The 26,673-nt window shown below is 69.2% G+C and carries 24 protein-coding genes, 3 pseudogenes and 1 riboswitch; of the genes and pseudogenes, 11 read left to right on the plus strand and 16 right to left on the minus strand.

Going from position 1 to position 26,673, the window contains the following annotated elements; all coding sequences use genetic code 11:
* Positions 1-92: 92 nt before the first annotated feature.
* On the minus strand, positions 93-728 hold the full coding sequence (locus tag ABD156_RS22385; RefSeq protein ID WP_344276826.1) for a GTP cyclohydrolase II: 636 nt from the start codon (positions 726-728) through the stop codon (positions 93-95).
* Positions 729-827: 99 nt separating this feature from the next.
* Between ABD156_RS22385 and ABD156_RS22390 the strand changes: the two genes are divergently transcribed.
* The gene (locus tag ABD156_RS22390) at positions 828-1,976 is read left to right on the plus strand and encodes an epoxide hydrolase family protein (RefSeq protein ID WP_344276829.1); all 1,149 of its coding nucleotides are present in this window, start codon (positions 828-830) and stop codon (positions 1,974-1,976) included.
* Here the strand turns inward: ABD156_RS22390 and ABD156_RS22395 are convergent.
* From ABD156_RS22395 to ABD156_RS22405, 3 genes are all read right to left on the minus strand, one after another.
* Positions 1,973-2,704, minus strand: a complete 732-nt coding sequence (locus ABD156_RS22395) for an FHA domain-containing protein (RefSeq protein ID WP_344276832.1) — start codon at positions 2,702-2,704, stop codon at positions 1,973-1,975. The two genes, ABD156_RS22390 and ABD156_RS22395, sit on opposite strands and share 4 nt — an antisense overlap.
* A 106-nt stretch (positions 2,705-2,810) precedes the next feature.
* Complete coding sequence (locus tag ABD156_RS22400; protein ID WP_344276835.1) at positions 2,811-3,635, minus strand: FHA domain-containing protein; 825 nt, start codon at positions 3,633-3,635, stop codon at positions 2,811-2,813.
* Positions 3,632-5,419 carry a serine/threonine-protein kinase gene (locus tag ABD156_RS22405; RefSeq protein ID WP_344276837.1) on the minus strand — a complete coding sequence of 596 codons (1,788 nt, stop codon included), beginning with the start codon at positions 5,417-5,419 and terminating at the stop codon, positions 3,632-3,634. The genes ABD156_RS22400 and ABD156_RS22405 overlap by 4 nt, the downstream gene beginning before the upstream one ends.
* A 153-nt stretch (positions 5,420-5,572) precedes the next feature.
* On the opposite strand from ABD156_RS22405, the gene ABD156_RS22410 reads away from it, so the two are divergent.
* From ABD156_RS22410 to ABD156_RS22420, 3 genes are all read left to right on the plus strand, one after another.
* Positions 5,573-6,340, plus strand: coding sequence for a right-handed parallel beta-helix repeat-containing protein (locus tag ABD156_RS22410; protein ID WP_344276840.1), 768 nt, complete (start codon positions 5,573-5,575; stop codon positions 6,338-6,340).
* 157 nt (positions 6,341-6,497) lie between these two features.
* The gene (locus tag ABD156_RS22415; RefSeq protein WP_344276842.1) at positions 6,498-6,767 is read left to right on the plus strand and encodes a DUF3040 domain-containing protein; all 270 of its coding nucleotides are present in this window, start codon (positions 6,498-6,500) and stop codon (positions 6,765-6,767) included.
* Positions 6,768-7,101: 334 nt separating this feature from the next.
* Positions 7,102-8,163, plus strand: coding sequence for a DNA polymerase IV (locus ABD156_RS22420; RefSeq protein WP_344276845.1), 1,062 nt, complete (start codon positions 7,102-7,104; stop codon positions 8,161-8,163).
* 56 nt (positions 8,164-8,219) lie between these two features.
* Positions 8,220-8,293, plus strand: a riboswitch (S-adenosyl-L-homocysteine riboswitch).
* 41 nt (positions 8,294-8,334) lie between these two features.
* On the opposite strand, the gene ABD156_RS22425 is transcribed toward ABD156_RS22420, so the two are convergent.
* A complete protein-coding gene (locus tag ABD156_RS22425) occupies positions 8,335-9,087 on the minus strand; it encodes a class I SAM-dependent methyltransferase (protein WP_344276848.1) in 753 nt (250 codons plus the stop codon).
* Positions 9,088-9,190: 103 nt separating this feature from the next.
* Between ABD156_RS22425 and ahcY the strand changes: the two genes are divergently transcribed.
* Complete coding sequence (ahcY, locus tag ABD156_RS22430; protein WP_344276851.1) at positions 9,191-10,651, plus strand: adenosylhomocysteinase; 1,461 nt, start codon at positions 9,191-9,193, stop codon at positions 10,649-10,651.
* A gap of 256 nt (positions 10,652-10,907) precedes the next feature.
* Here the strand turns inward: ahcY and ABD156_RS22435 are convergent, their stop codons facing one another.
* From ABD156_RS22435 to ABD156_RS22445, 3 genes are all read right to left on the minus strand, one after another.
* Positions 10,908-11,114 (minus strand): hypothetical protein, encoded by a 207-nt coding sequence (locus ABD156_RS22435; RefSeq protein WP_344276854.1) that lies wholly within the window; start codon positions 11,112-11,114, stop codon positions 10,908-10,910.
* A gap of 234 nt (positions 11,115-11,348) precedes the next feature.
* Positions 11,349-12,212 (minus strand): non-homologous end joining protein Ku, encoded by an 864-nt coding sequence (gene ku, locus ABD156_RS22440; RefSeq protein WP_344276856.1) that lies wholly within the window; start codon positions 12,210-12,212, stop codon positions 11,349-11,351.
* Between the two features lie 162 nt (positions 12,213-12,374).
* The gene (locus ABD156_RS22445; protein ID WP_344276859.1) at positions 12,375-12,740 is read right to left on the minus strand and encodes a VOC family protein; all 366 of its coding nucleotides are present in this window, start codon (positions 12,738-12,740) and stop codon (positions 12,375-12,377) included.
* A gap of 105 nt (positions 12,741-12,845) precedes the next feature.
* On the opposite strand from ABD156_RS22445, the pseudogene ABD156_RS22450 reads away from it, so the two are divergent.
* A pseudogene (locus tag ABD156_RS22450) lies at positions 12,846-12,974 on the plus strand (hypothetical protein); the annotation flags it as partial.
* A gap of 30 nt (positions 12,975-13,004) precedes the next feature.
* Here ABD156_RS22450 and ABD156_RS22455 read toward each other — a convergent pair.
* The gene (locus tag ABD156_RS22455) at positions 13,005-14,297 is read right to left on the minus strand and encodes a cytochrome P450 (protein WP_344276861.1); all 1,293 of its coding nucleotides are present in this window, start codon (positions 14,295-14,297) and stop codon (positions 13,005-13,007) included.
* 3 nt (positions 14,298-14,300) lie between these two features.
* On the opposite strand from ABD156_RS22455, the gene ABD156_RS22460 reads away from it, so the two are divergent.
* Complete coding sequence (locus ABD156_RS22460) at positions 14,301-14,876, plus strand: TetR family transcriptional regulator (RefSeq protein WP_344276864.1); 576 nt, start codon at positions 14,301-14,303, stop codon at positions 14,874-14,876.
* 229 nt (positions 14,877-15,105) lie between these two features.
* Here ABD156_RS22460 and ABD156_RS22465 read toward each other — a convergent pair whose 3' ends face one another.
* From ABD156_RS22465 to ABD156_RS47840, 5 genes and pseudogenes are all read right to left on the minus strand, one after another.
* Entirely contained in the window at positions 15,106-16,089 is a 984-nt protein-coding gene (locus ABD156_RS22465; RefSeq protein ID WP_344276867.1) for an amidohydrolase family protein, read from the minus strand.
* Between the two features lie 37 nt (positions 16,090-16,126).
* On the minus strand, positions 16,127-16,798 hold the full coding sequence (locus ABD156_RS22470; protein ID WP_344276870.1) for a VOC family protein: 672 nt from the start codon (positions 16,796-16,798) through the stop codon (positions 16,127-16,129).
* A 17-nt stretch (positions 16,799-16,815) separates the two neighbouring features.
* Positions 16,816-17,592 (minus strand): annotated as a pseudogene (locus ABD156_RS22475) (cytochrome P450); the annotation flags it as partial.
* Between the two features lie 165 nt (positions 17,593-17,757).
* A complete protein-coding gene (locus tag ABD156_RS22480; protein ID WP_344276874.1) occupies positions 17,758-18,384 on the minus strand; it encodes a TetR/AcrR family transcriptional regulator in 627 nt (208 codons plus the stop codon).
* 59 nt (positions 18,385-18,443) lie between these two features.
* Positions 18,444-18,551 (minus strand): annotated as a pseudogene (locus ABD156_RS47840) (DUF3885 domain-containing protein); the annotation flags it as partial.
* 399 nt (positions 18,552-18,950) lie between these two features.
* Between ABD156_RS47840 and ABD156_RS22485 the strand changes: the two are divergent.
* The 3 genes from ABD156_RS22485 to ABD156_RS22495 all read left to right on the plus strand — a co-directional run bounded on the left by ABD156_RS22485 (position 18,951) and on the right by ABD156_RS22495 (position 23,358).
* Positions 18,951-19,577 (plus strand): TetR/AcrR family transcriptional regulator, encoded by a 627-nt coding sequence (locus ABD156_RS22485; RefSeq protein WP_344276876.1) that lies wholly within the window; start codon positions 18,951-18,953, stop codon positions 19,575-19,577.
* A gap of 41 nt (positions 19,578-19,618) precedes the next feature.
* Positions 19,619-21,352, plus strand: a complete 1,734-nt coding sequence (locus tag ABD156_RS22490; RefSeq protein ID WP_344276879.1) for an ABC transporter ATP-binding protein — start codon at positions 19,619-19,621, stop codon at positions 21,350-21,352.
* 116 nt (positions 21,353-21,468) lie between these two features.
* Positions 21,469-23,358, plus strand: coding sequence for an ABC transporter ATP-binding protein (locus tag ABD156_RS22495; protein WP_344277621.1), 1,890 nt, complete (start codon positions 21,469-21,471; stop codon positions 23,356-23,358).
* A 275-nt stretch (positions 23,359-23,633) separates the two neighbouring features.
* Here the strand turns inward: ABD156_RS22495 and ABD156_RS22500 are convergent, their stop codons facing one another.
* Positions 23,634-25,382 (minus strand): pyruvate dehydrogenase, encoded by a 1,749-nt coding sequence (locus ABD156_RS22500; protein ID WP_344276882.1) that lies wholly within the window; start codon positions 25,380-25,382, stop codon positions 23,634-23,636.
* 127 nt (positions 25,383-25,509) lie between these two features.
* Here ABD156_RS22500 and ABD156_RS22505 point away from each other — a divergent pair, with 127 nt between their 5' ends.
* Positions 25,510-26,256: an SRPBCC family protein gene (locus ABD156_RS22505; RefSeq protein WP_344276884.1), complete on the plus strand. Its 747-nt coding sequence runs from the start codon at positions 25,510-25,512 to the stop codon at positions 26,254-26,256.
* Between the two features lie 2 nt (positions 26,257-26,258).
* On the opposite strand, the gene ABD156_RS22510 is transcribed toward ABD156_RS22505, so the two are convergent.
* Positions 26,259-26,627 (minus strand): SPW repeat protein, encoded by a 369-nt coding sequence (locus ABD156_RS22510; RefSeq protein ID WP_344276886.1) that lies wholly within the window; start codon positions 26,625-26,627, stop codon positions 26,259-26,261.
* Between the last annotated feature and the right edge of the window lie 46 nt (positions 26,628-26,673).

The raw sequence follows: 26,673 nt of genomic DNA on the forward strand, positions 1-26,673 counted from the left end.
CGCCGTCCCCGCAGCACTCGCCAAACCAGTCCGGCACCTAACCATCCGCACCCTCGACTGGCGACCAGGCGACGCCCACCTCACCCACGCCCTCACACCGCCGAACTAGCCGACCACTCCCCAAACGGCAACGCGAGCGTGTGCCCGGTCTGCTCGGCTTTCGCGCGCAGATACCGGACGTTGTTCTCGTTCGCGAAAACCCCGGTGCGGAGCTGTTCGCGCACCGCGAGACCGTGCCGGGCCAGCTGTGCGGCCTTGTCCGGGTTGTTCGACAGCAGATCCAGCTGCTGAACGCCGAACACAGTGAGCATTTGCGCGGCGGCGGTGTAGTCGCGCGCGTCTTCCGGCAAGCCGAGCGCTGCATTAGCCGCGTAGGTGTCCAAACCGGAATCCTGCAACGCGTACGCGTCGAGCTTGTTGTACAGCCCGATTCCGCGGCCTTCCTGCCGCAGGTAGAGCAGGTACCCGCCGACCTCGGAAATCCGCGCGACAGCCTCCGCCAGCTGCGGGCCGCAATCGCAGCGCGCGGAGCCGAACACGTCGCCGGTGAGGCATTCCGAATGCAGGCGCACCAACGGCACCGGGCCGGGTTTGCCCAGCACGAAGGCAAGATGCTCAAGCCCGTCGGACAGCCCCGTGAACGTGACCGCCTCCGAGGGCACCGCCGGCCCGTCGCCGAACCGCAGCGGGATCCGCACACGGGTGCGCACCTGTGGAACTGTCGTCATCGGGCAACTCCTTTCCCCCTGAACGATTCCGACCCTACCCAGAACCACCGACAGAAACGCGTTCCCGGAGTGCGGCCGAGATCACGTAGGCTCGAGGGCATGGCCGACCGCCCGGAATTGTTCGCCCCGGAAACCGATCCCGCGCAGCTCGCCGACCTGCGCTCACGGCTGCGCGCGACCCGCTGGCCAGACGCCCCGGAAGAAGGCTGGGCGCTCGGCGCCGACGTCGGTTACCTGCGCGAACTGATCACCTATTGGGCGGAAGAGTTCGACTGGGCGAAGCAGGAGGCAGCGCTCGCCCAGCTGCCCCGCTACCGAGTCCGGCTCGGCGAATCGCGGATCCACTTCGTGCACGCCCGCGCGGTCGCGCCGAGCGGTCCGGCGCTGCCGCTCGTGCTGACCCACGGCTGGCCGGACTCGTTCTGGCGCTATTCGAAGGTCGTCCCGCTGCTCACCGACCCCACCGCGCACGGCGGCGACCCGGCGGACGCGTTCGACGTCATCGTCCCGGACATGCCCGGCTACGGCTATTCCGACCGTCCCACCGGCCCAGCGCCCGATTCGATCGCCGTCGCCGGACTGTGGGCCGAGCTGATGACCGTGCTCGGCTACCCGCGCTTCGCCGCGGCGGGCGGCGACATCGGCAGCAGCGTCAGCCGCTTCCTCGCCCTCGACCACCCGGACCGGGTCGTCGCCGTGCACAGGATGGACGGCGGACTGCCCGTGGTCGTCCCGGACGACGTGACGCCGGAGGAACGCAGCTGGCTCCAGGACGTCACGGCCTGGGGCGCGGCCGAGGGCGCGTACGCGGCGATGCACCGCACCAAACCGCAGACGGCTGCCGTAGGGCTCACCGATTCGCCTGCCGGGCTCGCCGCGTGGATCGTGGAGAAGCTCCGCGCGTGGAGCGACTGCGACGGAGATGTCGAGCGCGCCTTCACCAAGGACGAGATTCTCACGAACGTCACCATCTACTGGCTCACCGGGACCATCGGCTCAGCCATGCGGATGTATCGGGCCAACGCCGCGATCCCGCCGGAGCAGTACGCCAGGCGGGTCGAAGTGCCGTCGGGATTCTCGCTGTTCCCGGCTGATCTCGTCCGCACGCCGCGCGCGTGGCTCGACCGGATGGCCAACACGGTCCGGGTCACCGAACCTGAGCGCGGCGGGCATTTCGCGCCGTTCGAGGAGCCGGAGTTGTACGCGCAGGAGCTGCGGGAGTTCTTCCGCCCGTTCCGGACCGCTTAGCTGCCCCAGGTGGACGGCATCCACTCGTCCTCCCCCACCGGCGGCAACGCGGGCGACAGCAACGCCAGATCCGGCGGAACCAGCACCGCCGCCGAAACCAGCGCCGCCACCAGATCGTCGTCCGCGGATCCCGGCCGGAACCGGAATCGCACCGAGTCCAGCACCGCCGCCACGACTTCAGCAGTCCAGCCGCCATCGGGGTCCAGCGCCGACAACCGGCGCGCCGCCAGCGAAACCGGCACCGGACGCGGCCGTTCCTCCCGGCGCAGGAATCCCCGCGCCACCATCGCGAGCACGAGCCGTTCGTCCGGCCGCAGCCGTCCGGCCGGGGCCGGCGTCGGCGTTCCGTCCGCGAGCCGGACCTCCAGCACGTGCTCGCGGTCCCCCGAACCGCGCGCGTACACCGGCAGATAGCCGGGCGGCAGCGGGACCGGCGCGGCTCCGGCGAACAACAACCGCGACCGCGGCAGCCGCAGCGGCACCTTGCCGGTCGCGCGCACCCACCATCGGCCCGCGCGTTGCTCCAGCACGCCGTGACAGCGGCTGACCCGCCGGTCGTCCTCGCCGAGCGGCACCGTCACCTCCGGGGTGTTCCGCCCGAACGTGACCGGCCCGCGCGCCGCCGGCGGCACCAGGACTCCCCCCGCGCGTCCCAGCACCACCAGCGTGCCCGGCGGCGACGCGAACCCGAGCGCGAGGCTCGGGTGTCCCGCGGGCAGCGTCCGCATCGCCTCCCCTGCCACGGACACCCCCTGCGGAGCCGCTGCCGACCCCGGCCGGGCGACCGCGACGGCCCTCCGGGGGCGCGGGGCCGGATCCGCCGCGCACCGCGAGTCAAGCAGGAGGAGCCGGGACCCCTCCCGGATCGTCGCCGGGTTCGAGCAGCGCCAGGTCCGGCGGGACCAGCGACGTCGACAGCAGGAGTTCCTTGATCAGGTTGTCGTTCAACGCGTTCCCGACCGGTTCGCCGACTTCCTCCCTCGTCAGCCCGGCCACTCCAGCACGCGCCAGACGGGCGCGCACCGCGCCGACGAGGTGTTCGACGCGCTTGCCGCTCCAGCGCGCTTCCGGCTTCAGCTCGGACAGCTGCTCCGCCACCTGCCGCCACGCGAGCGGCTGCGGATACTGGTCCTGCAGCAGATACCGCTGCGCGAGCGAAACCAGGACGAGCCGTTCGTCCGGGGTGAGCCGCCACATCCGCGGCGGTTCGGTGACGTCCTGCGGCCGCGAATCCGGGCGGCGGCCGTCCGCGCCCGCGACGTACACCTCCAGCAGATGCTCGCGCCCGGCCGAACCGCGCACGAACGCCGCGGTGTAGCCCTCGGCCAGCGGCACCGGTTCCTCCTCCGGGAACAGCAGCCGCGAGCCGGGCAGCCGGATGGGCAGCTTCCCGGTGTTGTGGATCCACCAGGAATCCCTGCGGCGCACCAGGAATCCCTGCTGCCGGCTGACTTTCCGATCGTCCTCGCCGACGCACACGTGCACGTCGTCGCGGTTGCGGCCGAACAGCACCTGTCGCCCGTCGCGCGGCGGCATCCGCACGCCGCCGGTGACGGCGAGCGCGAAAATCGTGCCCGGAGGGGAAGGCGGAACGCCGTGCGCGAGGCTGCCGTGGTCCGGGCCCAGCTCTTCCGGCGTGCCGCCGGCGAACGCGGTCATGTTTTCGGCAGCTTTCCGGCCAGCGAACCGGCCAAGGTGGACGCTGGCGCGCACAGCCGTTCCGGCGGCCCGCCGCCCTTCACCACGACCCGCAGCCGTTCCACCCTGGGTTCCCCGTGCGCGTCGGTGTAGCGACGGTAGACGAGGACCGCCTGGCAGCTGCCGTCGGCGAAATCGTTGGTCTTGAGGTACGCGTCGTGTCCGCCGACCTGCACGAGCTGGCCGGTCTTGCTGTCCGGCGGCTGGTCCCGGTCGAACATGACGGTGACCGCACGGTCGCTCGCCGGGCTCGTCCAGTCGCACCACCAGCCGCTGAAACCGCGCTCGATCTTGACCGGCGCGGCGACCCCGGCCGCCGGGGAGATCGCGAGCGTGTCCAGCAGCGAGCACGCGTCCACGTACGCCAATGAACCCGCCGGGAACGCCGCCGCGCGCGCCGGAACCCCAGCCGCCGCCATGGCTTTCGTCGCCGAAGCGACCGCGGTGTCGGCGGCCTGGCACAGGTCGAGGCTGTACGCGTCGTCCAGCCGCTTGGCGGTCACTCGCACCAGGAAACGGTCCTGCAGCTGGATCGGCCGCTCGCACTTGCTGTCGTCCGAAGAACCGAACACCGTGAACGGGCCGGACTTCGACTGCGTGCCCTCCAGCGCCGCGGCCGGCGGATCGTTCAGCTCCACCAGGACGTCCGCCTGGAGCTTGCCGCGGCGCAGGATCACGTCGCAGCGGTTGAAGTTCCCGTAGTCCGGGACGACTTCCGGATCGCCGAACGGTTTCAGCGGCGCGGGATCGACCAGCCGGCACGGATCCGCGGCCCGCGGGTCGGGGCCGATCCCGAGCTCCGTCTGGGCCACCGGGGCGACCGGCGGCGAGGTTTTCGCCGGGCGGGTCACGAAATACGTGGCGACCACGACCGCGACCGCCGCGACGACCACCCCGGCGATCAGCAGCCCGCGCCGCTTGCCGGGCGGCGGCGGAACGTCGACCGGCAGGGTGTCGATCCCCTCGGCCAGCAGCTCCCCCGCCGCCACCGCGGTCGGCCGTTCGGCGGGGTCGAGCCGCATCAGCAGCTCCAGCGTCGGCGCGAGCCCGTCCGCGTGCCGCGGCGGCGGGACCGAGCCCTCGGCGACCCGGCGGATGGTGGCGTACTCGTTGCCGCCGGAGAACGGCGGCTTGCCCTCGACGGCGGCGAAAAGCGTTGCCCCCAGGGAAAACACGTCCGACGCCGCGGTGGGCGGATGCCCTTGCGCGACCTCCGGGGCGAGGTAGTCCGGCGTGCCGCCGATCAGCGGCGAATCGGTCACCGTCTCGTCCGTGCGGACCGAGCGGGAGATGCCGAAATCGGTGAGCTTCGCGCGGCCGTCCGAGGCGATGAGGACGTTGCCCGGCTTGACGTCGCGGTGCACGATGCCGTGCGCGTGCACCGCGCCGAGCGCCGCCGAGATCTGGACGCCGATTTCGGCGACCTTGCGCGCGGGCAGCCTTCCCTCCGCGGCGAGGATTTCCGCCAGGCTGCGCGAAGGGACGTACTCCATTACGAGCCACAGCTCGTCGCCGTCGGCGGCGACGTCGAAGAAGGTGACCACGTTCGGGTGCAGCACCCCAGCTGCCAGCCGGGCCTCGCGGCGCAGCGTCCGCCCGCTCACCACGTCGGACAGCCGGGCCTGTTTGAGCGCCACCTCGCGGCCGAGCCGGTCGTCGTGCGCCCGCCAGACGACGCCCATGCCGCCGCTGCCCACCCGCTCCAGCAGCCGGTACCGGCCCGCGATCAGCTGGTCCGCGTCCACCGACGCTCCCCTCGGCGTGGTCCGACCCTCTGTGAGGTAACTCGCAGTAACGATACTGCATCACCTCCGTCGGCAGAAAGCGGCCCGGGACCCCTCCCGCCGATCGGCCCTACCTTCGCCGACGTCCCCGTCCGCGCGATCGAAGGAGTCCCGATGCGCGCCCTCGTCCTCTCCGCCGCGCTTGTCCTGGCGGCCGTCTTCGCCCCGGCCGCACACGCCGCCGACTCGCGGCTGCACATCACCGCCGGCGGCACGCCGGACCAGCCGCGCGTGTACTCCGGCGCCGGGAAATCCGTGTCCGGCATCGACGTCGACGCCGACTGGGTCATCCTCGACGGCTTCACCCTCGACGAACCGTCCGCGCCCGGCGTCGAAATCCGCGGCAATCACGTGACCCTGAAGAACAGCAGAATCACCGCTCCGCACGGCGGCGACGGCGACGGCATCCGGTTCTTCGGCGACTACATCGCCATCGAGCACAACACGATCAGCAAGACGGTGAACCGCGACGGCGCGCACGCCGACTGCATGCAAACCTTTTCCAGCGACAGCCCGCCCAGCAATCACATCCGGATCGAAAGAAACCGCTGCGAGAAAATCGACAACATGTGCCTGATGGCGGAAGGCCCCAACGACGGCCAAGGCGACGGAAAAGGCCACACCACCGATTTCCTCATCAAGGACAATTTCTGCGAGACGCTCGTCGCTTCGCAGACGCTGATGTTCGAGGACGTCCAGCAGGCCACCATCACCGGCAACACCTTCGCCGCCGGTCCGGACCACGCGATCGGCTTGGCGATCCACTCGACCGGCGCCCGCGTCGAAGGCAACCGCGTGGACCCGTCGATCCCGTGCGAGGTCGGCATCGACGACTCCTCGCGCGAGGGCTACGTCGGCCCGGAGCCCGCTTGCGCTCCGTGACCAATGTGGACGGTCCGGCCGACAGCGCACGGTGACCGGACTGCCCGGATTCCCGCCGGATTCGGGCAGTCGGGTGAATCGGAGGCGACGCGGTTCACGACGAGACGGGGCGGGTACTTCCTCCAGGACGGCACGCGGGCCGCCGAAGGAGACCTCCATGCTCAGTCACCACGAACGCGTCGAGCTGGACAAGATCGAGCGCTGGTTCGAAACCAGCGACCCGGAACTGGCCGCCGCCCTGCGCCGCGGCAAACCGGCCCGCTCCGCCGCGCTGCTCTCCGCGTTCGCGATCCTGCTGGACGTCGCCGCGTGTGGCCTCCTGGTGGCCGGTCTCGTCGGGTCGAGCCCAGTGCTGACGGTGTGCTCCCTGTTCGCGGCGGCGGGCGGGGTGGCGGCGCACGTCGCCGGATGCCGCGACCGCGGGTGACCGGCTGACGCTTGCCGCGGGAATTACGGGCGGTCGCGGTCCGGGCTGGCCCGCGTCCAACCCGGACTGAAGCGCAACGACGCGTCGGCAAGTCCTGCGGCAGCTCCTGACCAAGCCGGGAACGACGGTCGCCGCGGCATCCAGCCGGAAAGCCGCTCCGGCAGGGATCGCACTGGGCCGGATCGAGTTCAACCCGGCTGCTCGCCCCGCCCGGAATGCCATCTAGCGCGGGCATGCCCAACCCGCCGCCTCCGGATGCGCCGCCCGCCCGGCACACCGGTCAGCCGCTCCAGCCCACCCCGAACGCCACCCAAGCCCACCCCGCCGCCTCCGGATGCGCCACTCGCCCCGCACACCGCACACTGGTTCCGTGTCCGAGTGGGTGCTGCACGTCGATCTCGACCAGTTCATCGCCGCCGTCGAGGTGGCGCGACGGCCGGAGTTGCGGGGGCGGCCGGTGATCGTCGGCGGGAACGGCGATCCGGCCGAGCGCGCCGTCGTGGCCACCGCGTCCTACGAGGCGCGCGAGTTCGGCATCGACTCCGGCATGCCGCTGCGGCTGGCCGTCAAACGCTGCCCGGACGCCGTCCTCCTCCCCGTCGACGCCCCGGCCTACCAGGAAGTCTCCGACCGCGTCATGGCCCGGCTCCGAGAGTTCCCGGTAGTCGTCGAGGTGCTCGGCTGGGACGAAGCCTTCCTCGGCGCGACCGCCGGCGATCCCGAAGCTCTCGCGGCGGAAATCCGGCGCGGAATCGAGGAGGAAACCGGGCTTTCGTCCTCGGTCGGGATCGGCGACAACAAGCTCCGCGCCAAGCTTGCCACCGGTTTCGCGAAACCGGCCGGAATTTACCGGCTCACCCAGGAAAACTGGTGGGACGTCATGGCGGACCGGCCCACCGACGCGCTGTGGGGAATCGGCCGGAAAACCGCGAAGAAACTGACCGAAGCTGGGTATTCCACCATTCTCGATCTCGCCGCCGCCGATCCGGACGCGCTCGCCGCGCGGTTCGGGCCGAAACTCGGCCCGTGGTACCGCCTGCTGGCCGGCGGCATCAGCGACGCCGAGGTCAGCGCGACCCCGTACGTCGCGCGTTCCCGAAGCAGGGAAACAACATTCCAGCAAGACCTCACCGACCCCGAGGCCATCGCGCGGGAAACCGCGACCCTGGCCGCCCGCGTCGCGCAGGACGTCGCCGACGAGGGACGTCCGGCGGCGCGCGTCGCGGTCAAGGTGCGGTTCGCGCCGTTCCTCACGCACACCCACAGCGTGACGCTGCCCGCACCGTCCTCGGATCCGGCAGTGCTCGCCGCGGCGGCGCAGGACCTGTTGGGCCGCTTCAGTTTCGGCAAACCGGTGCGGCTGCTCGGCGTCCGCGCGGAGTTCCGGCGCGCTTGACAGCCCCGCGCCGGGCTTGCCAAGGTGGAACCCACGCGCCCGCCGGGGCGCGGCTCGGGGCCGAGAGGCGCTGCGACGGGGTTTCCCCGCCACGCTCGGCCCGCGAGAATGCGAACGAAGGGCGCCTCCTGGTTCAGGAGGTGTCGCGTGCCATTGGCGATTCCGGCCCGGTCAGCACCGTCGTGCGAGGTGCGCCGTGTGGTCGGAGACCAGTTCGACCGTATCCGGCAACACTCGCCGGATCCGCTGGAAAACCTGCTCCCGCACCGAAATCGGCAGTATCAGGTACGCCGAGACAGTGGAAAGCAATCCGACAAGGTCGTCCGCGCTGAGCGTCGCGCGCTGCTGGACGACGACCTGCCGAACGTCGGCGAACAACTCCGACTGCTCGAGTTCGGTGCCCGGCCACTGGAGTTCGTCCTCCGGCGGCGTGCCGTCCGGCGACGGGACCTGCGCGCTCTCCAGAAACGGAGCCTGGGCCTCGTCGATCGCTTTCCGCACCGCGGGATCCGCCGGTTCGACGGGTCCGCCGAACGACGCGAACACCCCGCCCGGAGCGAGCAGGGCGGCGATGCGCGGCCACCGCCCGGCCGGGTCCGTCCAGTGCAGCGCCGAGGCCGAGTACACCAGTCCGTACTGCCGGTCCGGCCACAGGTCTTCCAACGCACCCACGCGAGTTTCGGCGGACACGTGTTCGCGCAGTTCGGCGAGCATCGCCGGATCCGGGTCGGTCGCGGTGACCGCGATCCCCCGCGCCGCGAACAGCCGGGTCATTTTCCCTGTCCCGGCCCCGATTTCGAGCGCCTCGCCCACCGGCGTGCCCGCGTAGTCCAGCACCTTCTCGACTAGTTCGGCGGGATACCCCAGGCGGAACCGCTCGTACGCCGCGGCCACCGGCCCAAAACTCAACGCGCGCTCTGTCATGCCGTCATTCTGGCCTGATCCGCACCGCGCGCGCCTCCCTTTTCGGGCGCCAGCAAGGCGTCCGCGACCGAATCTGCCCGAAAAACCTTGAAAGGACCGGAAAATGTCGCCCACCCTGCGCACCGTCGACGGCCTGGAGTTCGCGGTCGCCGACCTGTCGCTCGCCGCGGCCGGACGCATCCAGCTCGACCTCGCCGAGCACGAGATGCCCGGCCTGATGGCCATCCGCCGCGAATTCGCGGAATCCCAGCCGCTCAAGGGCGCGCGCATCGCCGGCTCGCTGCACATGACCGTGCAGACCGCGGTGCTGATCGAAACGCTCGTCGCGCTCGGCGCCGAGGTGCGCTGGGTTTCCTGCAACATCTTCTCCACCCAGGACGAGGCGGCCGCGGCCGTCGTCGTCGGCCGGAACGGGACTCCGGAGCACCCGCAGGGCACCGCGGTCTTCGCGTGGAAGGGCGAAACCCTCGACGAATACTGGTGGTGCACCGACCAGCTGTTCCGCTTCCCGGGCGGCGACCTGCCGAACATGATCCTCGACGACGGCGGCGACGCGACCCTGCTCGTCCACAAGGGAGCCGAGTTCGAGAAGGCGGGCGCGGTGCCCGCCGCGCACGAGGACGACCCGGAGGACTACCGGATCCTGCTGCGCACCCTGGCCGCCAGCCTGGCCGAGGAGCCGCGGCGGTTCACCCGGATCGCCGGAGCGATGCGCGGCGTCACCGAGGAGACCACGGCCGGCGTGAACCGGCTGTACCAGCTCGCGGCCAACGGCGAACTGCTGTTCCCGGCGATGAACGTCAACGATTCGGTCACCAAGTCGAAATTCGACAACAAGTACGGAATCCGCCATTCGCTCCCGGACGGCCTCAACCGCGGCACGGACGTGATGATCGGCGGAAAGTACGCCGTCGTGTGCGGGTACGGCGACGTCGGCAAGGGCGCGGTCGAGGCGCTGCGCGGACAGGGCGCGCGCGTCGTGGTGACCGAGGTCGACCCGATCTGCGCGCTGCAGGCCGCGATGGACGGGCTCGACGTGGTGGAACTCGACGACGTCGTGGAGCGCGCCGACCTCTTCCTCACCACCACCGGCAACTTCGGCATCATCTCCGCCGCGCAGATGGGGCGGATGAAGCACCAGGCGATCGTGGCGAACGTCGGCCACTTCGACAACGAGATCGACATGGCCGGGCTGGCGAAGGTCCCGGGCATCGTCAAGACCGAGGTCAAACCGCAGGTGCACACGTGGCGGTTCCCGGACGGGCACGCGATCATCGTGCTGTCCGAGGGCAGGCTGATGAACCTCGGCAACGCGACCGGGCACCCGTCGTTCGTGATGTCCGCTTCGTTCGCGAACCAGGTGCTCGCGCAGATCGAGCTGTTCACCAAGCCGGGCGACTACGCGAACGACGTGTACCGGCTGCCGAAGCACCTTGACGAGAAGGTCGCGCGGCTGCACCTGGACGCGCTCGGCGTCCGGCTGACGAAGCTCAGCAAGGAGCAGGCGGAGTACATCGGCGTGGACGTGGACGGTCCGTACAAACTGGACCACTACCGCTACTGAGGCCGGGAGCGCCGGATTCTGCGGGGGCGGAGCGGGGGCCGCGCCGGATGCGCGCGGGCCCGGCCGTTCCGCGACGGAGATCGCGCGGGTTCGGCGCACCGAAGCTGAAAGGGGTCCTCCGGCTCCGAGGGGGAGGGAGAGCCGAAGGACCCCCGGTAGTGTTAGCACACTGCCAAGCAGCTTGTACACGGCCCGGTACCCGATCGGGTACCGGCGCCGGGGCCGCGCGAGCCGGTCGACCCGGTGCGGCCGGCGGTCAGGAAGCGTGCCGCAGCAGAGGTTTCGCCGCTCCGGTGCAGGCGCACCCGGCGTCGAGGGTGTGACAGTCGATGATCAGGCCGTGCCGGACCCGGTCGAGGTCCAGGCAGGACGGATCCGTGCACTCGGCGAACCCGCGGTCCGGGTGGACCACCAGAGTTCCGTGACAGTGGTCGATGCCGCTCGTGCAGAACGCGCACTCCATGCTCAGCCGCCTTCCGCTCAGGTTTTCGAATCCCCGGCTCCGCTGCTCCGGGCCGGACTCCTCTTTGGTACCACTGGAAAACTCGCCGCGGCAGGATACCCGGCGGCGTGTCGGCCCACTCGGTCCGGTGAAGTCCGCCGCGCTCGCTCACCGGGCGTGACGATCGCCGTTTTCCGGACAGCGGCGGTGAAATTTCACTGTTCCGCGTCGCGGAACATCCCCGGCCGCCCCGGGTCAGGCGCTCTTCGGCCGCCGAGCCGGCTTCTTCGCCGCCGCTTTGCCGTCGCCGGCGGCTTTCTTCGTCTCCTTGGCGGGCCCGCGGGTCTTCTTCGCCGCCGACACGCTCGCCTCCAGCGCCGCCATCAGGTCGACGACCTCGGCCTTCTCCCCCTGTTTCGGCGCGCCGACCGTCTCGCCGCCGCCCGCCTTCGCCTCGATCATCGCTTCGAGCGCTTCCCGGTAGGAGTCCGAGTATTTCTCCGGTTCGAAGACCGGCTCGGACAGCGAGTCGATCAGCGAACCCGCCATCGTCACCTCCTGCGGGCGGACCTGCGGCGGATCCTCGTGCAGGAACGGGAAATCCGGGACCCGGACCTCGTCGGCCCACAGCATCGTGGTCATCACGAGCACGTCGTCCACGACGCGCAGCAGCGCCAGGCTCTCCCGCTGGCGCACCGCGACCTTCGCGATCGCCACGTGGCTCGCCTTCTGCAGCGCGTCGCGCAGCACGATGTACGGCTTCACCGCGTTCTTCTGCGGCTCCAGGTAATAGGTGCGGTCGAACCGGATCGGGTCGATCGACTCCAGCGGCACGAATTCGAGCACGTCGATCGAACGCTGGGTGGGCAGCGGCAGTTCGGCGAGGTCGGAGTCGGTGATCACCACCATCTCGCCGTCGGGCAGCTCGTACCCCTTGGCGATGTCGGAGTAGGGCACCTCCTCGCCGTCGATCGAGCAGAACCGCTTGTACTGGATCCGCCCGCCGTCGGCGACGTGCACCTGGCGCAGCGACACGTTTTTGTTCTCGGTCGCCGCGTACAGCTGGATCGGGATGCTGACCAGCCCGAAGGACACCGAGCCCTTCCACATCGACCGCATGCCGCGCACCTCCGCCGAGTTCGCCGGTACGTATTCACGCTCGGTGACCACCGTAGCCGCGATCGTCCGAATCCGACAGTCCGCGCACGTAGGGGGCCTGCGCACGGCCACCGCGAGTACGCGACCGCTCCCCGGCAGTGCCCTCTTACGGCCGTGTGCTCGTCAGGCCGGGGTCCCCGGGAAATGCGGGTTTTCGATCACCCCGACCAGATTCCCGTCCGGCGAGCGCACCAGCGCGGTCCGGATCCCGCCGCCGAAGTCGGTCACCGCCGAGTGCTCCGCCGCCCCCTCCCCGACCAGCTTCGCCACCGCGGCTTCCACATCGGACACTCCCCAGTACGTGACCGGCCCGTCGCCGTTCTCCGCGCGGCCGTTCGGGTCGAGGGCAAGCTCGTAGCCGTGCACGCTGTAGCCGACGTAGAACGGCTCGTCGAAGTACGGCGGCACCCCGAGCACGCGGGTCCACCATTCCTTGGCCGCCACGAGGTCGTCGGCCGGGTACACGATCGTGCGCAATCCATCGAACATGTGTTCATCCTGGCACAATTGCCGCTGGTCATGGGGCGGCCGACCGCGCGGTGACGACAGGCGATAGTTGGCATATCCCAGCGCTAGTCGGCATGGCGTTCAGCGATGCGTGACTACGACACTGTGACGGAGCGCTTCAGTTGGCCAGTTGTGGTTGTCGGCGCGTTCGCCTGGCTGGGCAAATCGGTCGGCGGTGTCTTCCTGACCGCTTTGCTCACCGTCATCGGGCTGTCGGTCAACGACTCCGGGGCGGTGGTCTGGATGTCAGTTCCGGTCCCAGGTGACGGGGAGCCGCCACGTCCCGTAGACGGCGGAAGACTCCCGCATCGAGATCTCCTCGGCCGGGACAGCCAGGCGCAGGGTCGGGAAGCGTTCGAACAGCGCGCGATAGGCGATGCGCATCTCGATCCGGGCGAGTTGTTGGCCAAGGCACTGGTGCACACCGTGCCCGAAACCCAGATGGTGCTTGGCATTGGCGCGGTCGAGCCGCAGGGTGTCAGGGTCGGCGAACTGCCGGGGGTCCCGGTTGATCGCGGGCAGCCCCAGGACCACGGTTTCGCCCTTGCGGACGAGCTGGCCCGCTAGGTCGACGTCCTCCAGCGCGGCGCGGTTGGGTGCGCCCAGGTGGACGATGGTCAGGTAGCGCATCAGTTCCTCGACCGCGGTCTCGTCCAGCGCGGAGCCGGCAAGCTGCCGGGGGTGTCGCAGCAGCGCGAATGTGCCCAGGGCGAGCATGTGCGCGGTGGTCTCGTGTCCGGCGACCAGCAGCTGCAAGCCGATGTTGGTCAGTTCCTCATCGCTCAGGCCGGTCTCGACGATCAGGCCGCCCAGCAGGTCGTCGGCGGGCGTGGATCGCTTGTGCTGCACCAACTCGTTCAGGTAGCGGGAAAGATTCCCCATAGCGGCCATGGCTTGTTCCACTGTGCTGTCCAGGCTGGCGACCACCGTGGTCTGTTCCTCGAAGAACGCGTGGTCGCGATAGGGAACGCCGAGCAGTTCGCAGATCACCAGGGATGGGACCGGGAGCGCGAAGGCCGGCACGAGGTCCGCCGGCGGACCGGCCTCGGCCATCGCGTCCAGGCGATCGGAGGCGATCTGCGCGATGCGCGGTTCGAGGGCTTTCATCCGGCGAACGGTGAACCGGCCGGTGAGCAGGCGCCGGTAGCGGGTGTGCTCGGGCCGGTCCATGCTGGCGAACCAGCCGGGCGCGGGAGGCTTGTCATGGCCGCCGGGGCGGACGTTCGGACGGGGCAGCGCAGAGTGCCGCAGCTCGGGCCGGATGGTGAAGCGGTCGTCCGACAGCACAGCGCGCGCGGCCTCGTAGCCGGTCACCAGCCACCCCACGTGCCCGTCCGGGAAGGCGAGGCGGATCAGCGGCTCGCGCTGCCGCGCCAGCTCTGTCAGCTGTGGGGGCGGGTCGAACGGGCAGCCGGGAGTGCGCGAGGCGGGCAAGGCGACCGGGTTGTCACGGTGGTGATCGTTCAACGGACACACTCCATATCGATAGTCGAGTCTCTTATGAGACTGCAGTATCATTTGTGCGTCAAGTATGATCACTGAATGAGCGGGCTGCGTGAACGCAAGAAGGTCAAGACCCGGGAGTCGATCCTCCGGGAGGCATTCCGGCTTTTCCGCGAACGCGGCTACAGCGCCACCACGATCGAGCAGATCGCCGAGGCCGCCGAGGTCTCGCGCGCCACGTTCTTCCGCTACTTCCCGACGAAGGAAGATTTGGTCACGCTGGACCACTTCCCGCCGCTGATCGAGGCGCTGAAGGCGCAACCGCCTGCCGCGGCGCCGGTCAGTGCGCTGCGCGGCGCGTTCCGCACCGCGTTCGCCGGCCTCTCCGCGGAAGAGATCGCCGCCGGGCACGCGCGGGAGGTGTTCGCGGCGACCGTTCCCGAACTGGTGGCGGCCAACCTGCGCAAGAGCCCCGGCTTGATCCGGCAGGTCGGCGAGATCCTGGCCGCCAGGGCCGGGTGCCGACCCGACGATCCCCGGATACGGAATGTCGTGGGTGCGGTTCTCGGGGTCGTAGCCATGACGTGGATGCGCTGGGCCCAAGACCCCGCCATGGACGGCCCGGCCGAGATCGACAGGTCACTGGCGCACCTGGAGTCCGGGCTCAACCTCTAGACCAGACCCCCGACGTAGCCTGTCGCCACCTCCCAGCCGGCCAGCGCATGCGAGGTCGAGGCTGTCGCAGGGTCGATGGCCGACGCGACCGCCTCCGGTGCCAGATCCACTCGGCCCGTCACCCGGCCACCCCGACCAGCGTCCCGTCGCCCAGCGGCTGCCGCAGATCCATCGTCGGCCGCCGGTGCCAGAGCAGATGCAGCAGTTAGGCCCGTGTGACTGCGGGTCGTCACCGCGGCACCGTGTCGAAGTCGAAGAGAGCCCGCGCATTGCAACGGAGGATCGCCTCGATCTCCTCGGCGGCCAAAGGGGATTCCTTGATGTACTCGAACGTCCGCCGGTAGGACTCGACCGACAGCAGAATCGGGAAGTCGCTGCCCGGCAGGAGGCGGTCGGCGCCGAAAGCTTCGCAGGCGCACCGGAGGGCGGCTTGCGAGCCCCATCCGACAGTGTCGTAGTACAGACTGCGGGCCATCACGCTGGGCGGGCTGAGCAGATCCGGCGTGTTCGCCTGGCCGTCGAGCCTCGCCAGCTGCATCGGGATCATGCCGCCCAGGTGCGGGATGACGATCTTGATGTCCGGATACCGCACCGGGATGTTCCGCTTGATCAGATGGAGGACGAGGGCGGTGTCCTCAAGGGACGCCCCGGCTGCCGCGGTGAAGCCGTAGTCGTTGATGAACGGCGAACAGATGCCGTTTTGAGCCGGGTGAAAGAACAGAGTCGTGCCGCGCGCGTTCATCTCCTCGTACAGCGGGTCGAATTCCTCTTCCGCTGTCGAGCGGTTGAACACCGAACAGTTCATGGTCACGCCGGCCATGCCCAGTTCGTCCAGCCCGCGCCGCATTTCCTCGAGTGCCGCGTCGATGTGCGGCAAGGGCAGGGAAACGAAGGACGAGAACCGGCCGGGGTGCGAAGCGGTCAGCTCGCGGTAGCTGTCGTTGAGCACCCGCGCCGCCTCGACCGCCACCCGGGATTCTGCCGCATAAGGCGCGATACCGGCGGCGGAGAGGATCTGCCGCTCCACTCCGGCCTCGTCCATCATGGCGATCCGCTGCTCGATCATTCCGGGTTCGTCGGTCATCACCGCGAGCGTCTTGCGCTCCCCCAGCACCGAACTCGCCGTGGTCGACGCTCCGGACTTCGCGGCCAGCTTTCCCAGCATCGGCCGATACGCGGCAGGAAAGTAATGGGCGTGCACATCGATGATCATTTGTGTCGATCCTCCCCGCAATCTCGTGAATGCATCTCTAGAAATCCGCTGGGTCCCGGCGCAGGGTGACCTCGCGTCCGGTCGCGGTGCGCACCGTGACCGCGTGCACGCCAGGCGGGCCGGACACGACGGTCAGCGGCAGCCGGTCGAAGGTTTCGGCGCCGATGTGCTCCCTCAGTTCCCGGGCGTCAGCGCCGATCTCCAGCCCGGTCACCGCCGCCCCGCGCTCGCCGTTCTCCGCCGCCCCGCGATCCGGGTTGGTGGCCGGATCCTCGCGGTAGAACCAGTTCGGCAGCCCGCGTCGCCAACACGTGTCGAGCGCTCGGCCAGGGCCGGGCGCGGTGGTGATGATGCGCTGGGTCCCGTCGGGCTGAACGCGTCCCGGAACCCGCGCCACTTCGCCGCCGAGGCGTTGCGCGATCTCGGCCAGCTCTTCGAGGGTGTCGGCGCGCAGGCTCCAGAACATCCACCGGTCGCCGTCCGCGACGACCCGGTCGAACCAGGCGACCGCCGCCTCCCGTTCGGCCGCGGGAGCCGTCACCGCCTCGACCTCCAGGTAGACGTCCTCGCCGAGCGGGAAGATCGTGTTCGCGATGCCGGCGGCGAAGGCGCCCCCGTCGTAGCAGGCGAGCCCGGTCTCCTCCCGCACCCGGCGGACGCCGTCGGGCAGGTCGGGGACGCCGAGGCAGAGGTGATCGAGGTGGAACATGCCGGTCCTTTCCGGATTCACCACGTCACGGGGAGCTCGTGCACCCCGTGGACGACCATGTCGTGCTTGAACTTGACCTCGCGCAGCGGAATCGCGAGCCGCAGCGTCGGGATCCGCCGGTAAAGCGCGCCGCAGGCCACTTGCAGTTCGATCCGCGCGAGCGCCTGGCCGAGACACTGGTGCACGCCGTAGCCGAAGGCGAGATGCCCGCGCGCCTGCCGCGTCACGTCGAGCCGGTCGGGTTCGGGGAACTGCGCCGGGTCGCGGTTGGCGGCATTGTCCGCGGCGATCAGACCGTCGCCCCTTGCGGATCCGCTGCCCGCCGACTTCCAGGTCCTCCCGCGCGACGCGCCGCCGTCCACTGTGGACGATGGTGAGGTAGCGCAGCAGTTCCTCGACCGCGTTCGCCACGAGCGCGCCGTCGCCGTCGCGGACGGCGGCGAGCTGATCCGGGTTCTCCAGCAGCGCGGCGGTGCCCAACGCGATCATGGTGGCCGCACCAGCCGTTCGAGGTAGCCGAGCAGTTCCTCCAGCGCGGCAAGCGATTCGGCCGCCGGGACGTCGCTCGAAGTCAGCACTTCGCTGATCTGGTGGAAGAACTCCCGGTCCGCGTACGGCACGCCCAGCAGTTCGCAGATCACCTGCGAAGGAACCGGAAGCGCGAACGCCCGCACCAGATCGACCGGCTTCGGACCGGCGAGCAGGCCGTCGATCAGGCTGTCGACGATCTGCTGGATCCGCGGCCGCGCAGCCTGCGGCCGAGTTCGGGCGGCGGGTCGAACGGGCAGCCGCCTCGCGCCATCGGATAAGGGGGCACGACCTCCGACATCGGAGTCCTCCCTGCGGAGAGTTACCAAACGAATGTTCAGAAACTTACTGAACACATGTTAGGAATCTCGGGCGGCCTTGTCCACCCGCTTGATCAAGGTCGCCGCGCAGGAAGGGAAAGTCGTGGTATTTCAGGCGAAAACGAGCGAGAAGAACTCGTCGACAAACGCCAGCACGGCGTCCGCGCCGGAGTGCTCGGCGGAGTTCGGGAAGAGGGCGACGCGTCCGTGCGCCCCGACGAACGCGATCACGGCGGCTCGCTCCGCGGGCACCCGGAGCGCGATCCCCGCCTCGGCGCACCGTGCGAACCCGTCGACGAGCAGACCGATCACGTCGGCCAGCGGCCCGACCCGCCGCGCGCCGGGCTCGGTGCGGGGAGGCCCGTTGGCCGTCATCAGCCGGTAGTGCCCCGGGTTGTCCACCGCGAACCGGCAGGAGGCGTGCAGCATCGCCCGCACGCGGCCGACCGCGTCGTCGGAGTCCACGCGCGCCTCGGCCGCCTCCATCGCGACGCGCAGACGGCCGAATTCGTGCTCGGCGAGGCCCGCCACGAGCGCGGCCCGATCGGTGAAGTGCTGGTAGATGCTGGCCGGCGCGATCCCGGCGGCGCGGGCGACTCCGCGGATGGTCAGCCCGTCCTCCCCACCGAGCTCGGACAGCAACCGGCTGGCCGCGTCGAGGATCTCCCCGCGCAGCAGCTCGCCCTCTCCCCAGCGATTGCGCGTGCGCGGAGCGCCGACCTGGGCCTCTTCCGACATGTCCCCATTCTTACGCCCGCGTCGCCGCAGAGCTCGGGCAGCTACGCGGGACGAAGCGCTCAGCAGCCGAGAGGATGAGCGGAGAGCCAGCCGGAGTGCCGGCTTTTCAGCAGGTCGCGTTCCGCGGTCGTGGGCAGCAGGACGTCGGCACCTCCGTCGTACGGGTGGTACCCACGGTCGTGCCGGTGTCAGGCACCGGGATTCCACAGCGAGTGCTGCTCCGACAGCCCCGGAGATTCGGACGAGCACGGTGGCATACTCCGCGTCGTTGCCGGGATAGCGCGGTAAGCGTGCTTCAGCCGGCGGGCCAACGACGGACGCTCGCACCACTGCTGCCACAGCGCTGACAGATCGACCTCCGAACTCGGTCGTGCACCCACGTGACGGGCCGGTGACAGCGGACTACGACGATCGCTCCGTGGCAAATCCTGCTCCCGCACAACCCGATCCTCCCCCATCGTCCGCACCTCCCCCGCCTCGGCCGGCCGTCCCGCTGCGAGAACGCAACTTTTCGCGGTCCGCATAATTTTTCGCGTCGCGCAACTTTTGCTGCTACTCTCGTCCCGGTGACCTCCACTGCACCTCTGGGCCTGCGCGAGCGCAAGAAGCGAGCCGCGCGAAGGGCGCTTGCCGAAGCCGCGTTGCGGATCGCGCTCGAGCGGGGGCTCGAGCAACTCCGGGTGGAGGACATCGCGAACGAGGTGGGCGTTTCGCCGCGCACCTTCAACAACTATTTTTCCAGCAAGGAGGAAGCTGTCTGCGCGTTCATCGTCGAACGGCAGGAGCGCGTGCGCGAGGCGCTCCTGGCCCGGCCCGCTGACGAACCGCTGTGGGACGCGGTCGTCAACGCCTCCATCACCCGGTTCGCCGAGGACGACCGCCCGATCCGCGAGGACGTGCGGCGGGTGCGGGCGATGATGGAGAACGGCGGCCTGTTCGGCGAGATGCTGCGCGCGTACGCCACCGTCGAGCGCGTGCTCGCCGACGCGATCGCCGAACGAGCGGGCGAGCACGCAAATCCGTTGCACGCCCGGCTGATGGCGAGCATTGTGCAGAACGCTTCGCGCATCGCCTTCGACACCTGGCTCAATTCGGACTCCGACGACAAGGAGTTCGTAACGGCCTTCACCGGCCTCCTGCGGGAGGCCGCCGCCGGGATGCCGGCCCTGGCCGCGTCCGGCGCGGCCCGCTAGACCCGAACCGACGCCATTCACTTTTGGGGGAGTACCCGACCGTGCTGGTCAAACTGTTGCGCAGCTACCTGCGCCCGTACCGGGCCGCGCTGTGGCTCGTCGTCGCACTGCAACTGGTGCAGACGATCGCCGCGCTGTACCTGCCCACGCTCAACGCCGACATCATCGACGGCGGCCTCGTCAAGGGCGACACCGGCTACATCATGAAGATCGGCGGCGTGATGCTGCTGATCACGCTGGTGCAGATCGCCGGGTCGATCGGGGCCGTCTACTACGGTTCCCGCGTCGCCTCGGCCGTCGGCCGCGACATCCGCGCCGGGGTCTTCCACCGCGTGCAGGATTTCTCCGCGCGCGAGATCGGGAAGTTCGGCACGCCGTCGCTGATCACCCGCACCACCAACGACGTCCAGCAGATCCAGCTGCTCGCCGCGCTCACCTTCACGCTGATGGTGTCCGCGCCGATCATGTGCGTCGGCGGCATCCTGCTCGCGCTGCAGCAGGACGTGCCGCTGTCGTCGCTGCTCGTCGTCATCGTGCCGGTGCTGGGCATCGCCGTCGGCCTGATCATCATGCGGATGCGCTCGGCCTTCCGGCTCATGCAGGTGCGCCTCGACAAGATCAACCAGGTGCTGCGCGAGCAGATCATGGGCATCCGGGTGATCCGCGCGTTCGTGCGCGACAAGCACGAGCGCGAGCGTTTCGGCCGCGCCAACGACGAGTTGTTCACCGTGTCACTGCGGGTCGGCAGGCTGATGTCGCTGATGTTCCCCACCGTGATGCTGGTGGTGAACGTGTCGAGCGTCGCCGTGCTGTGGTTCGGCGGGCAGCGGGTAGACAGCGGAGCCATGCAGATCGGCGCGCTCACCGCGTTCCTGGCCTATCTGCTGCAGATCCTGATGGCGGTCATGATGGCCACCTTCATGTTCATGATGGTGCCGCGCGCTGAGGTCAGCGCCGAGCGCATCACCGAGGTGCTGGACACCGAGTCGAGCGTGCGCCCGCCCGCCGAGCCGCTCCCGGCCGGGGCCGAGCGCGGGCACCTCGACCTGTCCACTGTGGAATTCCGGTACCCCGGCGCGGAAAAGCCGGTGCTGCAGGACGTTTCGCTGTTCGCGCGGCCCGGCGAGACCACCGCGATCATCGGCAGCACGGGCAGCGGGAAGACGACGCTGCTCAACCTGATCCCGCGGCTGATGGACGCCACCGAGGGTTCCGTCCGGGTGGACGGCGTCGACGTGCGCCGGCTCGATCCGGCGACGCTCTCGTCCGTGGTCGGCATGGTGCCGCAGAAGCCGTACCTGTTCGCCGGGACGGTCGCCAGCAACCTCCGCTACGGCAATCCGGACGCCACCGACGAAGAACTGTGGCACGCGCTGGAAGTCGCGCAGGGCAAGGATTTCGTGGAACGGATGGAAGAGGGCCTCGACTCCCCCATCTCCCAGGGCGGCACGAACGTCTCGGGCGGGCAGCGGCAGCGGATCGCGATCGCCCGGATGCTGGTGCACCGGCCGGAGATCTACCTGTTCGACGACTCGTTCAGCGCACTCGACTACGCCACCGACGCCGCGCTGCGCCGCGCGCTCGCCGACGAAACCCGCGACGCGACCGTCGTCATCGTCGCGCAGCGGGTCAGCACGATCCGCGGCGCGGACCGGATCATCGTGCTCGACGACGGCCGCGTCGTCGGCACCGGAACCCACCACGAGCTGATGGACACCAACGAAACGTATCGGGAAATCGTGCTTTCGCAGCTGACCGAACAGGAGGCGGCGTGAGCGAGGAAACGAAAACCGCCACCGCGCCCGACGCCGACGAACCGGCGGCCGTCGCGCGCGACAAGACGCGGCCGCAGGCGCCCGCGGTCGGGCCCGGCCGGATGATGTCCGCCGGCATGCCCGCGGAAAAAGCGCTCGACTTCAAGGGTTCGCTGGCCCGCCTGCTGCGGCTGCTGCGCCCGCAACGGGCGGCGCTGGCCGGGGTGCTGGTGCTCGGCGCGATCGGCGTCGCGCTGACCGTGGTCGGGCCGAAGGTGCTCGCCCGCGCGACCGACCTCATCTTCGCCGGCATCACCAGCAGGCACCTGCCGCTGGGCGCGACCAAAGAGCAGGTGATCGACGGCCTGCGAGCGCGCGGGGAGAACACCCTGGCCGACATGTTCACCAGCGTCGACCTGATGCCCGGCCACGGCATCGACTTCACCGCGGTCGGCCAGGTCCTGATGATCGTGCTGGCGCTGTACGTCTTCGCGTCGTTCCTGGGCGTCATCCAGGCGCGGCTCACGACGAACCTGGTGCAGGGCGCGGTGTTCCGGCTGCGCCAGGACATCGAGGAGAAATTCGCGCGGCTGCCGCTGCGCTACTTCGACCGCCAGCCGCGCGGCGAGGTGCTGAGCCGGGTCACCAACGACATCGACAACCTGGCCCAGTCGCTGCAGCAGACGTTGTCGCAGATCGTCACGTCGCTTTTCACCGTCCTGGGTGTGCTGGTGATGATGTTTGTCATCTCGCCGCTGCTGGGCGTGATCGTGCTGCTGACGGTGCCGGTGTCGGTGTTGGTCGCCGCCAAGGTCGGCAAGCGCGCACAGCCGCAGTTCATCCGGCAGTGGGGCACGACCGGAAAGCTGAACGCGCACATCGAGGAGATGTACACCGGCCATTCGCTGGTGCACGTCTTCGGCCGCCGCAAGGAGGCCGAGGAGCTGTTCCGGCAGCAGAACGAGGCGCTGTACGAGGCGAGCTTCAAGGCAGCTTTCATTTCCGGCACGATCCAGCCGGTCATGATGTTCATCGGCAACCTGAGCTACGTCCTGGTCGCCGTCGTCGGTGCGCTGCGAGTCGCCTCCGGCACGTTGACGCTGGGCGACGTGCAGGCGTTCATCCAGTACTCGCGCCAGTTCAGCCAGCCGGTCACGCAGATCGCGAGCATGGCGAACCTCCTGCAGTCCGGCGTCGCCTCGGCCGAGCGGGTGTTCGCGCTGCTGGACGCCAAGGAGCAGGAACCGGAGCCGGAGCACCCGCAGCGTCCGGAGGTCGTGCACGGACAGGTCGATTTCGAGCACGTGTCGTTCAGGTACCTGGAAGACACCCCGCTCATCGAAGACCTGTCGCTGTCGGTGGAACCCGGCCACACCGTCGCCATCGTCGGCCCGACCGGCGCGGGCAAGACCACCCTGGTCAACCTCCTGATGAGGTTCTACGAAATCGACGGCGGCCGCATCACCCTGGACGGCGTCGACATCAAGGCCATGGACCGCGAAGAACTGCGGTCGAAGACCGGCATGGTCCTGCAGGACGCCTGGCTGTTCGGCGGCACCATCGCGGACAACATCGCCTACGGCGCGGACAACGTCACCCGCGAACAGGTCATCGAAGCCGCGAAGGCAACCTACGTGGACCGCTTCGTCCGCACCCTCCCAGACGGCTACGACACCGTCCTGGACGACGAAGGCGGCACGGTCAGCGCAGGCGAGAAACAGCTGATCACAGTCGCCCGAGCCTTCCTGGCCAAGCCAGCGATCCTGATCCTGGACGAAGCGACCAGCTCGGTGGACACTCGCACTGAAGTCCTGATCCAGCACGCCATGAACTCCCTGCGCACCGGCCGCACGAGTTTCGTGATCGCCCACCGCCTCTCCACCATCCGGGACGCAGACGTAATCCTGGTGATGGAAAACGGCAACATAGTGGAACAAGGAAACCACGAAACCCTCATCAACGCAGGCGGCGCCTACTCCCGCCTCTACGCAGCCCAATTCGCAGAAGCCATGGCAGAAACCGAATAACCCGCACCACATTCCGTGAGGGGAACCCTGAGGAACTCAGAGTCCCTCAGGGTTCCCCTCACGAACTTTCACCCAACCGCAGCCGATGCACCCACCCAAGGCAGCCACACTCCCCCGCACCCCGATACGAAGCCAAAACGCGGCGCGGGGGTGTTTGTCAAGGCATCTTTCCCGCCTTGACAAACACCCCCGCGCCGCAGTCACAATCAAGCTTCGGGGTGCCCCACGCACCAACGGGCCAATGTCGCCGCCAGGCGACGAGGCCCAGCGAACCATCAAGGCCGAGGAATATTCCGCAAATTAGACTTGGCCAGCCCCAACATCTTCCCCACTCCCCCACTCAACACAGTCTTACTGGCCGCCAACGCAAACCCCTTAACCTGAGCAGCAGTAATATTAGGCGGAATAGACAACGCGTTAGGATCCGTAACCACATCCAACACCGCAGGCCCGTCGTGCGCCAAAATATCCCGAAGCCCCTCCCGGACCTCCCCAGGCTTCTCCACCCGCCGCGAATACAACCCAGCCGCCCGGGCAATCCCGGCAAAGTCGACCTGATCGTGGTCAGTGCCGAACTCCGGCAACCCGTCCACGAGCATCTCCAGCTTCACCATTCCCAACGAAGAGTTGTTGAACACCACAGCCTTAACCGGCAACCCATGCGTCTTAAGCGTCAACAACTCCCCCATCAACATCGCCAGCCCGCCATCGCCGCACATAGCCACGATCTGCCGCCCCGGAGCAGCAGCCTGCGCCCCGATAGCATGCGGCAACGCATTAGCCATACTCCCGTGCACGAACGACCCCAAGATCCGCCGCCGCCCGTTAGGCGTGATGTACCGAGCCGCCCACACATTGCACATCCCAGTGTCCACAGTGAACACCGCGTCCTCGGCAGCTTCCTCGTCCAGCACATCCGCGACGAACTCCGGATGCAACGGAACATGCTTGGAAACCTCGGCCGTATAAGCGTCGACTACCCGTTGCAACCCCCGCTCGTGCTTGCGCAGCATGGCATGCAAGAACGACCGGTCCTCGCGCTCCCGCAATCGCGGCAGCACCGCCCGGACCGTGGCCCCGACATCGCCTTGGACCCCGAACTCCAGCACCGACCGCCGGCCCATCCGAGCCGGATCGATGTCCACCTGCACGGTATTGCGCTGCGGCAGGAAGTTGTCGTACGGAAAGTCCGTACCCAGCAACAACACGAGATCGGCCTCGTGCATCGCCTCGTAACAGGCCCCGTACCCGAGCAACCCGCTCATCCCCACATCGAACGGATTGTCGTACTGCACGAACTCCTTGCCCCGCAACGAATGCCCCACCGGCGCCCCGACCGCCTCCGCGAGCGCGAGCACCTCGTCATGCGCGTCCCGGCACCCCGCGCCGGCCATGATCATCACCTTCTCGGCCCGATCGATCCGATCGGCAAGACGGGCGATGTCGGCCTCAGCGGGCACCACGGCAGGCGGACTCCCCAGCGACGCCGACTCCCCCGTGGCGTGCGCGGCGGGCTCGTGCGACACATCCCCGGGCAGCACCAGCACCGCCGCCCCGCGCCGCCCGACCGCGTTCTGCACCGCGATCCGCGCCAGCCGCGGCATCTGCTCCGGCGAACTCACCATCTCGCAGTAGTGCGAACACTCAGCGAACAACTGCTGCGGATGCGTCTCCTGAAAAAACCCAGTGCCGATCTGGTCGGACGGAATGTGCGAGGCGATCGCGAGCACCGGCGCTCCCGAGCGATGCGCGTCGTAAACCCCTTGCAGCAGATGCAGGTTCCCCGGTCCGCAGCTTCCCGCGCACACCGCGAGCCGCCCGGTCAACTGCGCCTCGGCCGCGGCGGCGAACGCGCCCGCCTCTTCGTTGCGCACGTGCACCCAGTCGATCCCGCCGCGCGCCGAACCTCCGGTGCGGCGCACCGCGTCCACGACGGGGTTGAGGCTGTCGCCCACCACCCCGTAGATCCGGCGCACCCCGGATTGCACCAGAACGTCGATCAACTGGTCGGCCACCGTTGCCATGCTCAAGCGTCCCTTCGTGAGAGTCCCTTCGCAGTCTGTCACCGATCAGGCGAACCGCCACCGCATTGACAAGTATTGTTGTCAATGGCACCGTGGCCAGGACCGACCACGAGGAGGAACGCCGCAGATGCCACGCGAGTTCGAGGTGCGCAAAGAGGTTCAGCTGCCCGCGGGGCCTGAGGCCGTGTGGGAGGCCGTCGCGACCGGGCCCGGCATCGATTCGTGGTTCATGGGCCGGCACGAGGTCGACGCCGCGGCCAGGCGGATCCGCTTCAGCCTCGGCGAAATGCGCACCGAGGCCGAGATCACCACGTGGGATCCCCCGCGCCGGTTCGCCTACCGGGGCGAGGCGGCCGAGGACGGCACGTTCGACGCGATGGAATTCCTCGTGGAGGCGGCCGAAGGCGGCACTTCTGTACTCCGTTTCGTGCACCGCGGGTTCGTCGAGGACGGCTGGGACGACGAATACCACGAGTCCTTCGCCGTCGGCTGGGAGATGTACCTGCACACGCTCGCCGAACTGCTGGCGCACTTCCCCGGCCGCTTCGCGACGTACGTGACCGCGGACGGCCCGGCGTCGTCGGCAAGCCGGGACGCGTGGCCGAAGCTGCTGGCCGCGCTCGGCTTGCCCGCTGAACCCGCGGCCGGGCAAGCGGTCCAGTTCAGTGTCGGCGACGAGGTGGTGGAGGGCGTCCTCGACTACTCGACCCCGAACTACGCCGGAGTCCGCACCGAGGACGCCCTCTACCGGTTCCACGAACGGTCGCTGCTCGGCATGCCGATCGCGGTGGGACATCACCTCTTCCGCCCGGACGTCGACGAGACCGCCGAAACCGCGACCTGGAACCGCTGGCTCGCCGACGCGCTCGGCTGACGTCAGCGGCGGCGCAGGAGCAGCGCCGCCCCGCCGGCGGCCACGACGACCCCGGCGATCACGTTGCCGGTCACCGCACCGGCCGACGGCACCGTTTCGTCGCCGTACCGGAGCAAGAACGGAGACACCGCGGCCCATACGCCGAGCACCGGCAGCACCCAGGTCAACGCCTGGGCACCGGAATCCCGCGCGCGCATCGCGGCGAAAACGACGATCGCGAGCCCGGCCACGGTGTTGCTCACCGCGAGTTCGGCGGCCCCGCCGAAGCGCAGCAGCCACGGCGCGGCGATCAGGTACAGCCCGGCCAGCACAGCGAGGCCCGCTGCGCCCCCGGAGACCGCGGTCTTGCCGGACATCGTGCTGGTGGACATCTGGATCACCTCAGCAGATCTCGGTTCCACCCCACGGGTACCCAGA

It is taken from the genome of Amycolatopsis albidoflavus (genome assembly GCF_039525725.1).
In the GTDB taxonomy this organism is placed as follows: Bacteria; Actinomycetota; Actinomycetes; order Mycobacteriales; family Pseudonocardiaceae; genus Amycolatopsis; species Amycolatopsis albidoflava.

Coding starts and splice junctions, on each gene's coding strand:
- ABD156_RS22385 (WP_344276826.1), bottom strand. CDS start 728: ATGACGACAGTTCCACAGGTGCGCACCCGTGTGCGGATCCCGCTGCGG.
- ABD156_RS22390 (WP_344276829.1), top strand. CDS start 828: ATGGCCGACCGCCCGGAATTGTTCGCCCCGGAAACCGATCCCGCGCAG.
- ABD156_RS22395 (WP_344276832.1), bottom strand. CDS start 2,704: ATGCGGACGCTGCCCGCGGGACACCCGAGCCTCGCGCTCGGGTTCGCG.
- ABD156_RS22400 (WP_344276835.1), bottom strand. CDS start 3,635: ATGACCGCGTTCGCCGGCGGCACGCCGGAAGAGCTGGGCCCGGACCAC.
- ABD156_RS22410 (WP_344276840.1), top strand. CDS start 5,573: ATGCGCGCCCTCGTCCTCTCCGCCGCGCTTGTCCTGGCGGCCGTCTTC.
- ABD156_RS22415 (WP_344276842.1), top strand. CDS start 6,498: ATGCTCAGTCACCACGAACGCGTCGAGCTGGACAAGATCGAGCGCTGG.
- ABD156_RS22420 (WP_344276845.1), top strand. CDS start 7,102: ATGCGCCACTCGCCCCGCACACCGCACACTGGTTCCGTGTCCGAGTGG.
- ABD156_RS22425 (WP_344276848.1), bottom strand. CDS start 9,087: ATGACAGAGCGCGCGTTGAGTTTTGGGCCGGTGGCCGCGGCGTACGAG.
- ahcY (WP_344276851.1), top strand. CDS start 9,191: ATGTCGCCCACCCTGCGCACCGTCGACGGCCTGGAGTTCGCGGTCGCC.
- ABD156_RS22435 (WP_344276854.1), bottom strand. CDS start 11,114: ATGGAGTGCGCGTTCTGCACGAGCGGCATCGACCACTGTCACGGAACT.
- ku (WP_344276856.1), bottom strand. CDS start 12,212: ATGCGGTCGATGTGGAAGGGCTCGGTGTCCTTCGGGCTGGTCAGCATC.
- ABD156_RS22445 (WP_344276859.1), bottom strand. CDS start 12,740: ATGTTCGATGGATTGCGCACGATCGTGTACCCGGCCGACGACCTCGTG.
- ABD156_RS22460 (WP_344276864.1), top strand. CDS start 14,301: ATGAGCGGGCTGCGTGAACGCAAGAAGGTCAAGACCCGGGAGTCGATC.
- ABD156_RS22465 (WP_344276867.1), bottom strand. CDS start 16,089: ATGATCATCGATGTGCACGCCCATTACTTTCCTGCCGCGTATCGGCCG.
- ABD156_RS22470 (WP_344276870.1), bottom strand. CDS start 16,798: ATGTTCCACCTCGATCACCTCTGCCTCGGCGTCCCCGACCTGCCCGAC.
- ABD156_RS22480 (WP_344276874.1), bottom strand. CDS start 18,384: ATGTCGGAAGAGGCCCAGGTCGGCGCTCCGCGCACGCGCAATCGCTGG.
- ABD156_RS22495 (WP_344277621.1), top strand. CDS start 21,469: ATGCCCGCGGAAAAAGCGCTCGACTTCAAGGGTTCGCTGGCCCGCCTG.
- ABD156_RS22500 (WP_344276882.1), bottom strand. CDS start 25,382: ATGGCAACGGTGGCCGACCAGTTGATCGACGTTCTGGTGCAATCCGGG.
- ABD156_RS22505 (WP_344276884.1), top strand. CDS start 25,510: ATGCCACGCGAGTTCGAGGTGCGCAAAGAGGTTCAGCTGCCCGCGGGG.
- ABD156_RS22510 (WP_344276886.1), bottom strand. CDS start 26,627: ATGTCCACCAGCACGATGTCCGGCAAGACCGCGGTCTCCGGGGGCGCA.